We start from the raw sequence: 14,421 nt of genomic DNA, 5'->3' as shown, positions 1-14,421 counted from the left end.
GGATAACCCGACAGAAAACTGTCAGCTGGCTATATTTAACCCAGGGTGAGCGCATCTCAAACGCTATCGACAATTGACCAACTTTGTGATAGTATTTAAAGAGGAGGGGCTATCGGGGAATAAGAAAAAATGGAAAATTTAATCGAGGAAGCACTAAGCCATCGAGCGATTAATCATCCGTATTTACTTGCTTTAGAAAAAGGAGAATTTCAACATATTGATGAAGTTCTGACAGACTTTGCCAGTCAATACGGAGCTTATAGTGACTGGTTTTCCCGTTATTTAACAGCAGTAATATCAAAGCTAGAAAATCCCACTCATCGAAATCACCTGCTCAAGAACTTAGCTGAAGAAAACGGACATCTACACGATCAATATCTGGAAGCAATCCGTAAATTAGGTATTAAGGATGAGTGGGTACAGGAAATCCCTCACCCACAGTTATTCAAGCGTTTTCAAGAAGCTATGGGAGTAGATAGCACGCAAACGCCTTGTGTTGAAGTAGAAATCTGGCGTGAATCATTCTTGTCGCTGCTCCAGAATGGAAGTTCAATCGAAGCTATTGGAGCCATAGGTTTAGGGACTGAATCTGTTGTTAAATTTATCTACAAACACATTATTGAAGCGATCAAAAAACATACATCATTATCCTTAGAGCAATATGTATTTTTTCCTTTACATACAGAAGTGGAGGATGAACACAGCTTGACTTTAGTTGAGATTGCTAAGGAATTAGCCAGTGAAAGCGAACAGGCTGTTCTGGAATTACGGAAAGGAATGTTAAAAGCCTTAAATCTACGCGCTGCTTACTGGGACAATATGTATGAACGTGCGTTGGAGCTAGATAAATCTTTGACATCATCCGACCAACTCAAGATTGTTACGCTGTTCACTAAAATGATTAAAAGCAAAAAGCTATCTAATCAGGAGCAGGAACTTTTATTGCCTCAAATCAATGACGTGCGTAGGGGATTGACGGAAGACTTATCTACTGTTCCAGTGGAAAAACTACTACCTGGATTGAGTTCACTTTTGCTATACGGGATGCAAAGGGAAAAGCACAGGGAAGAAGTTCTGAACTTGTTAAATTGGCTGACAGAGCCATCTGGTGAATGCAAATGTTCTCAAACAATATTAAGGCTTGCTTCACAACTTTATCATGATTTTCAAACGGTGCGACTGGGAGCATTGACCGAAAAAATTAATGAACAAAAAAGCTTGACTCATGTGCAAGCAGCTAAGGAGCTTATTTCAACAATCAGCGCCAGCAACTTAGAAGCTTTATACAACAATAAGGTTGATCAACTCAATATTGATTTTAACGTATTTCGCTTGCCATTTGCTCTAGAAGTTTTAGATGCACGCCTAGTTATAGTCAAGCCAGGAAAAACGAATGAAATGCACCGACATGCACATGAAACCGTATTTGTATTTCTTCAGGGTCAAGGAAAAGTTATTGTTGATCAATACGAAAACGAAGTCGAACCGGGTACTTTTGCTGTTATTCCCCGTTGGTGTGTGCATCAATCTGTGAACTTAGGAGAAGAAGAGCTAATTTTTCTGGCGATAGCTGATTTCGGATTAACTGGCAAAAGTTTCATGGGTAATTACTTACACAGTGCTAGACTAAAACAAAATTAGTGCAAATTTTATCACGTTAGATAGCTATGAAAGCAACACAAGAAACCAAAAAACTTTACGACGAAAGTGCAGGAGACTGGCAACGAGTAGAACCGATTTTGCTTTCTGATTACTCCGCGCGTCCGTTTGTCATTGATTTATGTGAACCGATTGTCAACAAGAATATATTAGATCTAGGCTGTGGGGAAGGTTATGTAGGAAGAGAGTTAATTAACCGAGGCGCTCAATATGTTCATGGGATTGATATTTCATCGCAAATGATCGAGCAGGCCTTGATTCAAAAAAACGAGTATCAGATTACTAATGTTTCTTATGAAACTGGTGATATTCGTGATTTTGCGGTCACTGAGTCCGAACAATACGATTTAGTTCTGGCTATGTTTTTGTTCAACTACTTAAATGTGTCAGAAACTATTAGCACCATGCAGAAAGCCTATCAACTTTTGAAATTCGGTGGATATTTTCTGTTCGCCGTCCCCCATCCCTCTTTACCTTTTCTGAAAAAAGATAAGTTTCCCTTTTATTTTCAACCCAAAGCTGGCTATTTTTCTGGACGCAATCAATTATTCCCCGGTGAGATTTGGCGTAGAGATAGAAAAGCCGTCGCCGTGCAATGTGTTCATAAAACTATGGAAGATTACTTCACATCTCTTCGTTTAGCAGCCTTCACAAAAATGCCAGAAGTTTATGAACTAAAAATTAATCAGGAACATTTAGAACTAGACCCAGAATTTTTTACTCCGCTTATTGACCTTCCCCTTCACGTTGCTGTCAAAATTCAAAAATGATTATACCAATTTCTGATCCTAATATTTCATTACTGACTTGGAAAAAATTGCCTGATCCTTCTCAACTATTTTTTAATTTACCAGAATCATTAGTCTCAGATTTACTAAAAAGAAGCAATCACAAATGGCTTGAAAAACCCAACGAAATAGGACAGGAAACAGTCAATAAAAATCTTGATTTTTTCCTACCATTTCGTGAGAAATTGCTCCAGGAACCAGGAATAATTATTTTCCGATTAGAACCGGAATTAACAGAAACGGAAATGCGATTAATTTATGCTTTTATTTCTCGTGTTTTTGGACTGCTAAACCACCGCTATGGCTATTTTTTTGATGTAATCGATCGAGGAATGGATTACACTAAAGAAGCTATACCCGTTTCGATGACGAATGCAGAAACTGGCTATCATACCGATAGTACAGCCAAAAACTACTTCCCTGATATTGTTGGCTTACTGTGTCTTGCTGCCGCGGATGAGGGAGGAGATTCCCTGGTAGTAAACGCCGCCAATTTGTATCAATATTTCTGGCAACACCACACACAGTTAGTTCCCTATCTTTACGAACCTTTGGCGCGGGATGTGATTACACCGGGAGAGATTAATTCTCAAGAAGCTATTCAAAAGAATAATTTCCCCTTATTCTCAGCCGATTCTCGGGGTCTGGTTTTTCGTTATATGCGGTACTGGATTGAAGTCGCTTACTCCAAACTAGAAATAGCGCAACCGGAAGCTATCACAAAAACACTTGACATAATCGACAACTTTTTTTCACAACCGGAAAATACAGTCCGCTTCAAAATGAAAAAAGATGATGTATTTTACGTTAATAATCGCTTTTTATGCCACAATAGAACCGCTTTTAAAAATTCAGGAAAACCTCGACAGATGGTGCGTAGTTGGATTAACCTTTAAACAAAATACGTCCAGGCGAGAAAGTGGACCGGTCAAGGTACAGAGTCCTATGACCTCAACCTCCTTTTCACCCCTTCAGTGCTTCAAACTCACCTTAAAAAACCTTCGGTCGGCCTAAAGTAGTGATATAGATAACTGCTTCATCCCAGGGAATTCCTAACACCTCATTAACTTGATCATCAAAAAAACCACCGATACCACTAACCCCTAACCCCAGATGAATAGCGGCTAAATTTAATCTCTGTCCCAAATGACCCGCATCTGCATGAAGATAACGATAAACTCGATCGCCATATTTAGCCACTGCTTTTGACAGATCCGCCGTATGAAAAACCACAGCAGCCGCATCCCGTCCCAAATCCTGACCTAAACAGAGATAATGTAACTCTTGCCGGAAATTTTTAAAGCGAATCTGCCGCAATTCTTGAGCTTTAGGAGCATAATAATAACAGCCTTCCTCTAATCCGGTTACTGCCGAAACAGCGATAAAAGTTTCCAATAAATCTAGATCAAAATAATCGGGATTGGGATCGAGATTTTGGTCGGCATAATCTTGGGGTTGATAGGTGAAATGCAGCAGCGCTCGCAATTCGTCTAAACTGAGACTAGCACCACTATAAGCGCGGGTAGATCTGCGTTTAAGCATCGTACTTTCCAGATCGATTAAATCTTCCCCCCAATTGACGGGACGGGATGTCACCGAAACTTTTAGACAAAAAGGAAAATTATATTTATCTTCCCAATTAGAGGGGGTAATATTTGCTTCTATCTTCTCATCTGTAGCTATGATAGTGGCTCGGTGTAGAGAGTTTAATAATTCTCCCTCGGGAATTTTGGCATAAAGAGTCGTGGTTGCCGAAGGGAGTGCCGTGGTACTAGGGGGGAGATTTTGCCGGATATTGAGCAGATCTGCCAAAGGAATCACCGTCATGACACTTTCTTTCTCGGAATCAAGATAAAGCAATTCATTCATCTGGCTATCGTTAAAACCACCGATTAAATGGGCGCGATAGTCATTAATCGAGGCTGATAGCTCAATATTGCCCAATAAATGCCCTGTATCGAGGAAAATACGCCGATAAGCTCGATCTTCGTAGCGCCAAGCGGACCGATAAAAAATGGCACTGGTAACTACAGCGATATCGGTATTTTCTAAAACAGGATTCCAGAAACAAGCAGATTGCAGGTTAGTCCAGACATCACTTTCCCAGAATAAAAGCAGCGAGTGACTTTGACCTTGGTAACTGTAGAGACCGGCGGGTAAGAATTCCGTGCCACGAGAGATCAGATAGACCTCGGCGGGGTATAATCCACCAGCAGAGGGTGCGGAACGTAGGTACAAGGGACTACCCATAGTGGCGATTTTGGCAGTTAAACCATAGCTACAGCCCAAAATTCGCGATATACGTCGCCAAAAGTCTCCTTTTTGGGGAACTGTTTGACGGGAGAGGTAGGGTTTGAGATCGAAAGTCTGACCGATTTTGTATTCTTTGAAGGGATAGGGTTGTTGACTCCAATCAAGACCTTTACTTTTTGAGGCGATCGTCTGGGGGTCGTATTTGGTCCGCTCGTGGTAGTATTCGGCGATCGAGATTGGCTGATCTGGCATGATAAAGATAGGCTGTCTAAGCTTTACTTTTTAGTTTGACATACTCCCACCGCTATTTAGAAAACGGGTTTCTGAAAGAAACCCGTTTTCTAAAATAAAATTATGACTACACCTAGCTTCACCATTCCCCAATCTGACCCTCCCCTTTCCCCCCGGCAATCCTTGCCGACGATGTATGATTTACCTAGCGACAATCCACTTGAACCCGGTTTGCCTGACGAATTTCACCTATTACAACCTCAGTTATTACTGCTGACTTTCCAACCTCCCAACTGGAAACCAGACCTAGTTTTTAGCGCCGCTGACCTCAACCTTTACTACGATGTCAGACACCCTCAATGGTACAAGCGTCCCGATTGGTTTGGGGTGGTTGGCGTTCCTCGCCTCTACGATGGCCATGACCTGCGCTTAAGCTATGTGATTTGGCAGGAAGGGGTTTCTCCGACGATTGTGGTGGAATTATTGTCTCCAGGTACGGAAAATCAAGATTTAGGAGAAGAACTACGCCAACCAGGGGAACCGCCAACTAATATGTCAAAATCAAGCTATTATCAAACCCGAAAAGGAGAACAGGATGAAATTAAAAGTCACAGAGGAAGGATTGCTAATTCCTAAAGAATTATTGGGCGAAAGCCAAGAAGTCGAATTAATTCAACAAGAAGGTCAAATTATTATTACCCCCGCCCCCCGCCAGACCTCAATCTGGGATTTAGGCAAGAATCCGGTCGAATGTGAGGTCAAAGACGGGGCAATTCACCACGACCGCTACCTCTACGGACAATGAACAAGAGCTATTTCCTCGATACCAGCTATATCATTGCCCTAGAAATAGCAAATGAAGATACTCATGAGCAAGTCCTACAAAACTGGCTTACTCTCGCCCTGTCTAAACCCTTTTTGGTGACTACCACTTATGTCTTTGATGAAACTGTCACCTTTTTTAACAGTCGAAACCTTCACGGTAAAGCGGTTGAAATTGGGAAGCGGCTGCGGGAAAGTCCCGACATCGAATTAATAGAAATTGACCGAGATTTGTTCGACCGAGGTTGGCAATATTTTCAAAAATATCAAGATAAATCTTACTCTCTGACTGATTGTCTCTCATTTATCGTGATGGAAAACCGCCGCATTTTCACGGCTCTCAGCTTAGATAATCATTTCCTGCAAGCCGGGTTTCAGAAATTACCCTAGCGAGCAGGATGCTCCCCAAAAGACGGGTTTCTTTCAGAAACCCGTTTTCTAAAATAAAATTATGACTACACCTAGCTTCACCATTCCCCAATCTGACCCTCCCCTTTCCCCCCGGCAATCCTTGCCGACGATGTATGATTTACCTAGCGACAATCCACTTGAACCCGGTTTGCCTGACGAATTTCACCTATTACAACCTCAGTTATTACTGCTGACTTTCCAGCCTCCCAACTGGGAACCAGACCTAGTTTTTAGCGCCGCTGACCTCAACCTTTACTACGATGTCAGACACCCTCAATGGTACAAGCGTCCCGATTGGTTTGGGGTGGTTGGTGTTCCTCGCCTCTACGATGGCCATGACCTGCGCTTAAGCTATGTGATTTGGCAGGAAGGGGTTTCTCCGACGATTGTGGTGGAATTATTGTCTCCAGGTACGGAAAATCAAGATTTAGGAGAAGAACTACGCCAACCAGGGGAACCGCCAACTAAGTGGACAGTTTATGAACAGATTCTGCGGATTCCCTACTATGTGGTTTTCAGTCGCTATACTAACCAACTGCAAGCGTTTGAACTGGTAGGCGGTTATTACCAACCCGTCGCTTTAGTGGGGGGACGCTTACCGATTCCTCCACTGGAATTGAGCTTGGGTTTGTGGCAAGGTTCCTATCGGGGGATTGAGCGGCCATGGTTGCGCTGGTTGACGCTGGAGGGAGAGTTAATTCCCCTTGCCGATGAGGAGTTAATTGCGGCGAAACAAGAGGCTTCTGCGGCGAAACAAGAGGCTTCTGCGGCTAAACAAGAGGCTTCTGCGGCTAAACAACGAGCAGAACAACTAGCGGCACGATTGCGGGAATTAGGGATAGATACTGAAACCTGAAGGCACGAAAACCCCCCAAAAAAGAGAGAGGAAACCCGCGCCTCCTCTCTCTGGGACATTATTTTCTCGCTTTGCGGACAGCACCCCCTAGCGTTAAACCGCCCAGTGTGATATAACCAAGAACACCCGTGGGTTCGGGGACACCCACAGCAGAAGAAGCGACGGTCAACAAATGCCGAGAGATTTTTTGAGATTATTCATAGATTGAATAATTTGCTCTACGAATAAAGTTATCTGTAGATTTTAGCTCCAATTTGATTGAAGTCAACATAAAACTAGAGGATTTTACTCTATCATTACTTATTTTAATTTTCGATGTACCTACACCCTACTAGACTACTGGTCTGTCAAAGTTGGAAATTGATGGATACAATTTAGTTAATTTGATCCGAGCATCGACCGTAATAAAATCTATGGAAATTATCGCTGTTTTACTGGGAGTTTTCGGTTTAGGCACAGGTGCGGGTTTATTGGTCATCCGTAACTATTACCACATCTGTCAACCGAGTGAAGTTTTAATTTTTGCCGGTAGTCGTCGTCCCACGGCCACGGGCAAAACCATCGGTTATCGTTTGGTAAAAGGGGGCAGCAGTATTCGTTTACCTATGCTAGAACAAGTGTATCGAATGGACCTGACCAACATGATCATCGATCTCAGGGTGGTTAATGCCTATTCTAAGGGCGGTGTGCCGTTGCTCGTCACCGGGGTGGCGAATATTAAAATTGCCGGGGAGGAACCGATTATTCATAATGCGATCGAGCGTTTATTGGGCAAGAAACGCAAGGAAATCGAACAATTGGCTAAAGAAACCCTCGAGGGGAATTTGCGCGGTGTCTTGGCCAATTTAACCCCAGAACAAGCGAACTCCGATCAGATTGCTTTTGCTAAAAGTCTCTTGGAAGAAGCGGAACAGGATCTAGAAAAATTGGGTTTAGTTTTGGATAGTTTGCAGATCCAGAATATTTCCGATGAGGTGCGTTATCTCGATTCGAATCGGACGGAAGCAAAAAGCCGAATTACAGAGAGATGCCCGGATAGCAGAAGCAAAAGCCCGAAAAATGTCGATTATCAAAGATTCCGAGAATCAACGCCTCACCGCTTTGCGTCGTATCCAAAAAGATTTAGAAATAGCCAAAGCTGACGCAGAAAAACGGGTGCGTGACACTCAAACTAAGCGCGGCGCCATGATTGCCGAGGTAGAATCGGTGGTTATGTCCGATTTAGCTAAAGTACAGGCAGAAGTGGCGGTACAAACTGCCCGCATTAAGCAGGTGAAACAGCAATTACAAGCAGATGTGATCGCCCCGGCGGCGGCGGAATGTCAACGAGCGATCGCAAAAGCCCGGGGGGAAGCGGCCAAAATTATCGAACAGGGGAAAGCGCAAGCGGAAGGAACCAAAAAACTGGCGGCTTCTTGGCAAGGAGCAGGAAATAACGCTAAAAACATCTTTTTATACCAAAAATTGGAGTTATTGCTCAAATTAATGGCCGCCAGTGTGCCAGAAGTGCAGGTACAAACGGTGACGGTAGTGGACGGGGGTGATGGTAATCTTGTCCCGAAAATGACTGCCTTTGCTGAACAATTGCGCCAAGCTACTGGGGTGGATCTGGTACAAATGGCTAATCGCCTAGCACAAACCGAGCCATCTGTCAAGGGGAAAGACACAAATTTTGATTTTAAACAATTGCCCTCTTGAATCAGTGATCAGTTATCAGTTATCAGATGTGGGTTTTCAGTTCACTGATTACTGTTTACTGAGAAAACTCCCCACTTCCCAATTCCCACTTCCAATGCTCTCAAAGAGAAAAAGTTGATTTTCTGCCAACATTGCTGACACAGAAACTGCCTGAACTTTTCCCCCTCCAAAAAGGCAGATAGTCAACAGCCTAGTTTTCTTGTCCCATCAATATAACAGGAAATTACACAAAAAATCTCGCCTAGGTGAGATTGACAAAGGCGAGAAATCGTGTTTCTATCAAGAATGCGAGATAAAATCTAAGAACGTTGTTCGATCGGTGTATAGGGGACTTCGTGTTCTCCGGTGTAGATTTGGGTAGGACGGAAAATGCGGTTAGCATTTAATTGTTCTTTCCAGTGGGCTAACCAACCGGCCACCCGGGAGATGGCAAAAATCGGGGTAAATAAATCACTGGGGATGCCTAATTTCCGATAGACCAATCCCGAATAGAAATCCACATTAGCATAGATACCTTTTTCACCGTAGATATCCACCACTGCTTGTTCTAATTCTAGGGCGATATCGTAGTATTCATCGGAACCTAATTCCGCGAATAATTGTTCGGCCAGGTTTTGTAGAATCGTCGCCCGGGGATCCTTAACTTTATATACCCGGTGTCCAAAACCCATAACTTTTTGTTTATTGGCGATACATTTTTCCACATAGGGACGAACATTAGCCACCGAACCGATTTCCTCTAACATTAACAATACTTCCTCGTTTGCCCCACCGTGGAGGGGGCCGGCGAGAGTTCCCACTGCTGAAGCGATGACACCGTAGGGGTCGGTTAAAGTGGAAGCCGTCACCATGGCCGAAAAAGTCGAGGCATTCATGGTATGTTCGGCGTGGAGAGTCAAACAGACATCGAAAACTTTCGCCGCTAAATCCGTCGGTCGTTTTTCCGTCAACATATAGAGGAAATTGGCCGCATAATCAAGGCTATCATTGGGCTGAATGGGATGATTACCTTTGCGAATTAATTGAAAGGCCGCCACCATGGTCGGGATTTTCGCTAATAGCCGCACTACTGCCTGACGGATATATTCGGGATTATCCAAAGCCCGACGGGCATAGTATAACCCTAAAGCCGCCGCCGAAGTTTGTAGCGCATCCATGGGATGGCCTTTTTCGGGGAAGCATTTCATCATGTCTTCGATACGGTACTTGATGCGTCGATGATAACGGATTTCATCGGCAAATTCTTCCAGTTCCGCCGCCGTGGGCAGAACACCCCAGATAAGGAGATAGGCGGTTTCGAGGAAGGTACTTTTTTCGGCGAGTTCCTCAATCCGAATGCCCCGATACTCTAGGATTCCCTTTTGCCCATCCACAAAGCTGATACTCGATTGGGCGGCGGGAATTCCTTCTAAACCTGGCCGATATTCACAAACTGTCATAGTTCTACCTTTCCGTGGCGAAGATTAAGCCCTAACGCTAACTTACTTGATCTTTCCACCCTTACCGAAATTTTATAGAAATTCTTCGGTTCTGCCTCTCCTGTTCAGGATTGGGGAGAAGTGGACGGAAATTACTCCTATTTAGCGATTGCTTCGTCGATTTAGTCAACCCTGCCCTAGCGCATTCTTTTTTGGCTTACTGTTCCGACTCTAGCTAGAGGACTTGATATTTATCTACTTTTATTGTAGCGATAATTTTTTTAAATCTCCTCGGGATTAATATTTAACTCCCGCAGTTTTGCCGCCAATCGTTCGGCCCGTTGCCGTTCCGCTTCGGCCCGTTGCCGTTCCGTTTCGGCCCGTTGCCGTTCTTGGTTGTAACTGGTGAAAGGTTGACCATCGGGATAATACAAGAGTAACTCCGGTTCAGCTAATTGAAAACGAATGCCCAAGCGGGGACTTACCCAATTATCGAGATTTTCCCGACTTTCGAGGCGATTTTCCCGACGAATACAGCCGCCCAAATCATTTTTATCGGGATTATAGATGTAGTATTCTTCCACACCATAACGGTCATAAAACAGCAGTTTTCTGCTCATTTCCGTTTGGGTATTACCCGGAGAGAGAATTTCAAAAACCACTTGCGGGGGGATATTTTCTTCTTGCCACTGTTGATAGGAACCCCTTTCCCCTTTCGGTCTGCCAAAAGCTACCATCACATCGGGTGCTTGACGGATTTTATTATCTCCCTCCACGGGATACCAGAGTAAATCGCCAGCGACAAAAACATCGGCATTATGGGCAAATAACCAGTCTAGATTCGATTTAATCGTCGTAATCCAGCGAAATTGTCTTGTATTATCGGCCATCGGTTTCCCGTCGCTATCGGGATAGACGATTGCGGTTTTCGGGCTGTCGTCGAGTTGTCTAACCATTGCTTAACCCTAGAATTTCGTCTTTGCTTCCTTAATAGGATAAATTTACTATAAAAAATCGGAGCAACTATTTAGGGACGGTGATGATCCTAAATCCTGTTTAAAAAGTATCGGAGAGTGGGAATCAGTCAACCCTGCCCTAGGGCATTTTTTCTGGGCTTACTGTTCCGACTCTAGCTAGAGGACTTGATATTTATCTACTTTCATTGTAGCGATAATTTTTTTAAATCTCCTCGGGATTAATATTTAACTCCCGCAGTTTTGCCGCCAATCGTTCGGCCCGTTGCCGTTCCGCTTCGGCCCGTTGCCGTTCCGCTTCGGCCCGTTGCCGTTCCGTTTCGGCCCGTTGCCGTTCTTGGTTGTAACTGGTGAAAGGTTGACCATCGGGATAATACAAGAGTAACTCCGGTTCAGCTAATTGAAAACGAATGCCCAAGCGGGGACTTACCCAATTATCGAGATTTTCCCGACTTTCGAGGCGATTTTCCCGACGAATACAGCCGCCCAAATCATTTTTATCGGGATTATAGATGTAGTATTCTTCCACACCATAACGGTCATAAAACAGCAGTTTTCTGCTCATTTCCGTTGGGGTATTACCCGGAGAGAGAATTTCAAAAACCACCTGCGGGGGGATATTGTCCTCTTTCCACTGTTGATAGGAACCCCTTTCGCCTTTCGGTCTGCCAAAAGCTACCATGACATCAGGTGCTTGACGGATTTTATTATCTCCCTCCACGGGATACCAGAGTAAATCGCCAGCGACAAAAACATCGGCATTATTGGCAAATAACCAGTCTAGATTCGATTTAATCGTCGTAATCCAGCGAAATTGTCTTGTATTATCGGCCATCGGTTTCCCGTCGCTATCGGGATAGACTATCTGAGTTGGATTCGGTGATGTAACCATCGGTTCACCCCAGTTGTTTCTTTAAGGCTAACAGCAAAAACCATTCCCCGATCGTTAGCCATCCCGCTTCCGTCTTGACTACCCGATCACCTATCGCTAGAGCTTGCCAAAAGCCTAAATCCTATCATAAGTAGGGTCTGCTGAAACAGTTTTTCCTGGGGACAGGGTGTGGGGTGTGGGCTTCGGCCGTGAGACTTCGGCGTGAGCTTTTGTCGAACGCTCAGCCGAACGGGTGTGGGGTGTAGGGTTTTACCGATTTTGAGGGGGTCAATTACCTAATTTTCAGGGAAAAAGTCCCTGAATTTTCCCCCCGATCACTCCCCGATCGGGTACTTTTTGATTGACAAAAGGTCTAAAAGTGTTACCCAACAAGGTTTTCAGATTTATTCAGCCAACCCTAGTTACTCCCTAGTATCGCCCGCCCGCCGTTAATCGCGCCGTCGGGGGCGCATCTAACTCTCAGCACCTTTAGGGTTGCGCGGCTGATATTTGCCCGTTTAACCCCGCGTCTTTGGCTAAGTTTCAATCGTGGTTAGATCAGCACTGGTTTGGGGCGTTAGGGTATGGGGCGCGCCGGGTTTTTGTTCATCTCGACCGTCGGAATAGGAAGGGGTGGCGAAGCGCAGGCGAAAAAGGGCCAAGATGGAATTATTAGGGTTTGGTTGTCAGTTATCAGTGGTTCGAGCGCTCGCCACAACAGCGATCGTTTTTGTTTGGGGTATCTTACAGGAGAAATCGGGGGATTTCACTGATCAGATGCGAGTTATCAGTTCACTGTTTACTGTTTACTGATCACTGAATTGGTCCGTGGATACTGCCGGTAAAAAATTGCTTGAGTACGGGGATTTCTGAGTGATAAGCCTCTTGAGTCGGTCCAACCCATTGAAATTGACCTTTATAGAGAAAAACGATGCGATCGGTGGTATTTTCGATGGTGCTGTGGACGTGGGTGACAATGAGATGGGCCCCACAGGCTTTTTTTAGCTTGAGAAGTTCCATAATTACCGTCTGGATCCGGGTAGAAGCGACGGGATCCAGTCCAGCAGTGGGTTCATCGTAAAGGAGAATGTTCGGTCGATCGGCGGCGATCGAGGGATCGCTGATAATTGCCCGGGCTAAACTGACGCGTTTTCGCATCCCTCCGGATATTTCAGAGGGATAGAGGTCGTAGGAACCAGACATTCCCACTAAATCCAGTTTTTCTTCCACTAAATCGCGTATTTCGGCTCGTTTTAGCTTTGAGTTGCGATAGAGAGCAAAACCGACATTTTCCCCGACGGTGAGGGAGTCAAAAAGGGCCGATTGTTGGAAAACTAGACCAACACCGAGGGGATCTTCCCCCTGTTCTACGGTTCTCTGCCGTTTTGTGCCATATATGTACACTTCTCCCCGATCGGGGGCCAGTAATCCAGCGACTAGGCGCAAAATCGTCGATTTTCCCGTACCAGATGGACCGATCACACCGATCGCTTCCCCTTCGTACACTTTCAGATCGACGTTATTTAAGATTACTTTCTTGCCGAAAGCTTTAGTTACTCCCCTTAATTCGACGATCGGTTCGCGCATCACCATCTAGAATATCTTTACAAAAATGCCCTTTTATTGTAGGGCAACGACCCGATCTTTCTTTTTTTTCTTTTCTGGTTTCATGGTTCGGGATTCTATCTGCATTTCGGGAATCTCTCGCAATTCTTCCGCATCTAAACGATATTGTTCGCAGACAAGACTCAGACGAATACCAGAACAGCTAACGGGATTAACTGAATGGGTGATATCTCCTTGAAACAGGATTAAGGTGTTAGTACGAGGACGAATCTTGGCCACGGAACGATTGCCTGCTGCTAGTACCAGTTCCCCCCCTTGAATATCTTTAGGAACCTGCACATAAAGGACGCTAACTAGGAGCGGAGGATCGATAGTTTTACAATAGGAACGCAGGGAGCGATCGATATGGGGATCGACTCGCGAACCAGTTTGCAAGAGCAAGGGATTAAGATAAAAAGCGTTGCAGTCAGCTTGTAAACTGCGATCGAGATAGGGTTTAAAATAGGGGAAAATTCGTTCTACTGCGCTGATTTGTGTGCGTCGAAAAGCGATGGAAAAGCCTTTGGTTTTAACGAAATCTCGATTTAAATTGTTAACTGTGAAGTGGGGACAAGCGAGAATCTGTCCTTGTAGTTCGCTCAGATAACTGGGAGTAAAAGCGTCGGGATATTGGGAATAGTAAGGCACGGATAGAATCGCAACGGGATGGCAATCTTTATGATACATTTTTAGTCAAACACAAAATCAGAGTTTTTGCTGCTCCCGAATAAAGGTTTATTCAGAATCAGCATTTGTGACTTATAGTCCGTAGATTAATAGTCATCATAGAAGGAAAATGGACTGTAGAGAATTTCAATATCTTCTTTGGTAGTTT

Annotated in this window: 13 protein-coding genes and 4 pseudogenes; 9 read left to right on the top strand and 8 right to left on the bottom strand. The window is 44.4% G+C overall.

The annotated features are described in order from the left end of the window. Positions 1 to 129 precede the first annotated feature (129 nt). From GQR42_RS12625 to GQR42_RS12615, 3 genes are read left to right on the top strand one after another with little or no spacing between them, the layout of a single operon-like run. Positions 130 to 1,641 (top strand): cupin domain-containing protein, encoded by a 1,512-nt coding sequence (locus GQR42_RS12625; protein WP_158200234.1) that lies wholly within the window; start codon positions 130 to 132, stop codon positions 1,639 to 1,641. Between the two features lie 26 nt (positions 1,642 to 1,667). After that, the gene (locus GQR42_RS12620) at positions 1,668 to 2,429 is read left to right on the top strand and encodes a class I SAM-dependent methyltransferase (RefSeq protein ID WP_158200233.1); all 762 of its coding nucleotides are present in this window, start codon (positions 1,668 to 1,670) and stop codon (positions 2,427 to 2,429) included. Next, entirely contained in the window at positions 2,426 to 3,343 is a 918-nt protein-coding gene (locus GQR42_RS12615; RefSeq protein WP_158200232.1) for a TauD/TfdA dioxygenase family protein, read from the top strand. The genes GQR42_RS12620 and GQR42_RS12615 overlap by 4 nt, the downstream gene beginning before the upstream one ends. Before the next feature lie 94 nt (positions 3,344 to 3,437). Here the strand turns inward: GQR42_RS12615 and GQR42_RS12610 are convergent, their stop codons facing one another. Beyond that, a complete protein-coding gene (locus GQR42_RS12610) occupies positions 3,438 to 4,952 on the bottom strand; it encodes a SagB/ThcOx family dehydrogenase (RefSeq protein ID WP_158200231.1) in 1,515 nt (504 codons plus the stop codon). A gap of 102 nt (positions 4,953 to 5,054) precedes the next feature. Here GQR42_RS12610 and GQR42_RS12605 point away from each other — a divergent pair. From GQR42_RS12605 to GQR42_RS12590, 4 genes and pseudogenes are all read left to right on the top strand, one after another. Continuing rightward, positions 5,055 to 5,480 (top strand): annotated as a pseudogene (locus tag GQR42_RS12605) (Uma2 family endonuclease); the annotation flags it as partial. A 46-nt stretch (positions 5,481 to 5,526) separates the two neighbouring features. Next, positions 5,527 to 5,736, top strand: a complete 210-nt coding sequence (locus GQR42_RS12600) for an AbrB/MazE/SpoVT family DNA-binding domain-containing protein (RefSeq protein ID WP_002749765.1) — start codon at positions 5,527 to 5,529, stop codon at positions 5,734 to 5,736. Next, the gene (locus GQR42_RS12595) at positions 5,733 to 6,143 is read left to right on the top strand and encodes a type II toxin-antitoxin system VapC family toxin (protein ID WP_158200230.1); all 411 of its coding nucleotides are present in this window, start codon (positions 5,733 to 5,735) and stop codon (positions 6,141 to 6,143) included. Before GQR42_RS12600 ends, GQR42_RS12595 begins: the two co-directional genes overlap by 4 nt. A gap of 61 nt (positions 6,144 to 6,204) precedes the next feature. Continuing rightward, complete coding sequence (locus GQR42_RS12590; RefSeq protein ID WP_158200229.1) at positions 6,205 to 7,020, top strand: Uma2 family endonuclease; 816 nt, start codon at positions 6,205 to 6,207, stop codon at positions 7,018 to 7,020. A 58-nt stretch (positions 7,021 to 7,078) separates the two neighbouring features. Here the strand turns inward: GQR42_RS12590 and GQR42_RS28740 are convergent. Then, positions 7,079 to 7,171, bottom strand: a pseudogene (locus tag GQR42_RS28740) (PEP-CTERM sorting domain-containing protein); the annotation flags it as partial. Between the two features lie 262 nt (positions 7,172 to 7,433). Here GQR42_RS28740 and GQR42_RS12580 point away from each other — a divergent pair. Beyond that, positions 7,434 to 8,718, top strand: a pseudogene (locus GQR42_RS12580) (flotillin family protein). A gap of 299 nt (positions 8,719 to 9,017) precedes the next feature. Here GQR42_RS12580 and GQR42_RS12575 read toward each other — a convergent pair. From GQR42_RS12575 to GQR42_RS12565, 3 genes are all read right to left on the bottom strand, one after another. Then, positions 9,018 to 10,157: a citrate synthase gene (locus tag GQR42_RS12575; RefSeq protein WP_002771485.1), complete on the bottom strand. Its 1,140-nt coding sequence runs from the start codon at positions 10,155 to 10,157 to the stop codon at positions 9,018 to 9,020. Positions 10,158 to 10,417: 260 nt separating this feature from the next. After that, positions 10,418 to 11,092 (bottom strand): Uma2 family endonuclease, encoded by a 675-nt coding sequence (locus GQR42_RS12570; protein ID WP_158200228.1) that lies wholly within the window; start codon positions 11,090 to 11,092, stop codon positions 10,418 to 10,420. Between the two features lie 223 nt (positions 11,093 to 11,315). Beyond that, positions 11,316 to 12,002 carry a Uma2 family endonuclease gene (locus GQR42_RS12565; RefSeq protein WP_158200227.1) on the bottom strand — a complete coding sequence of 229 codons (687 nt, stop codon included), beginning with the start codon at positions 12,000 to 12,002 and terminating at the stop codon, positions 11,316 to 11,318. Positions 12,003 to 12,414: 412 nt separating this feature from the next. Between GQR42_RS12565 and GQR42_RS29985 the strand changes: the two are divergent. Further along, positions 12,415 to 12,474, top strand: a pseudogene (locus GQR42_RS29985) (D-Ala-D-Ala carboxypeptidase family metallohydrolase); the annotation flags it as partial. 43 nt (positions 12,475 to 12,517) lie between these two features. Here the strand turns inward: GQR42_RS29985 and GQR42_RS29530 are convergent. From GQR42_RS29530 to GQR42_RS12555, 3 genes are all read right to left on the bottom strand, one after another. After that, positions 12,518 to 12,643, bottom strand: coding sequence for a hypothetical protein (locus GQR42_RS29530; RefSeq protein ID WP_257792636.1), 126 nt, complete (start codon positions 12,641 to 12,643; stop codon positions 12,518 to 12,520). A 151-nt stretch (positions 12,644 to 12,794) separates the two neighbouring features. Further along, a complete protein-coding gene (locus GQR42_RS12560; RefSeq protein ID WP_158200226.1) occupies positions 12,795 to 13,574 on the bottom strand; it encodes an ABC transporter ATP-binding protein in 780 nt (259 codons plus the stop codon). Positions 13,575 to 13,601: 27 nt separating this feature from the next. Next, a complete protein-coding gene (locus GQR42_RS12555) occupies positions 13,602 to 14,234 on the bottom strand; it encodes a 2OG-Fe(II) oxygenase (RefSeq protein WP_158202468.1) in 633 nt (210 codons plus the stop codon). Positions 14,235 to 14,421: the final 187 nt, after the last annotated feature.

This window comes from Microcystis aeruginosa FD4, assembly GCF_009792235.1.
Lineage (GTDB): Bacteria > Cyanobacteriota > Cyanobacteriia > Cyanobacteriales > Microcystaceae > Microcystis > Microcystis viridis.
This window is presented reverse-complemented; position numbering and strand designations above follow the sequence as displayed.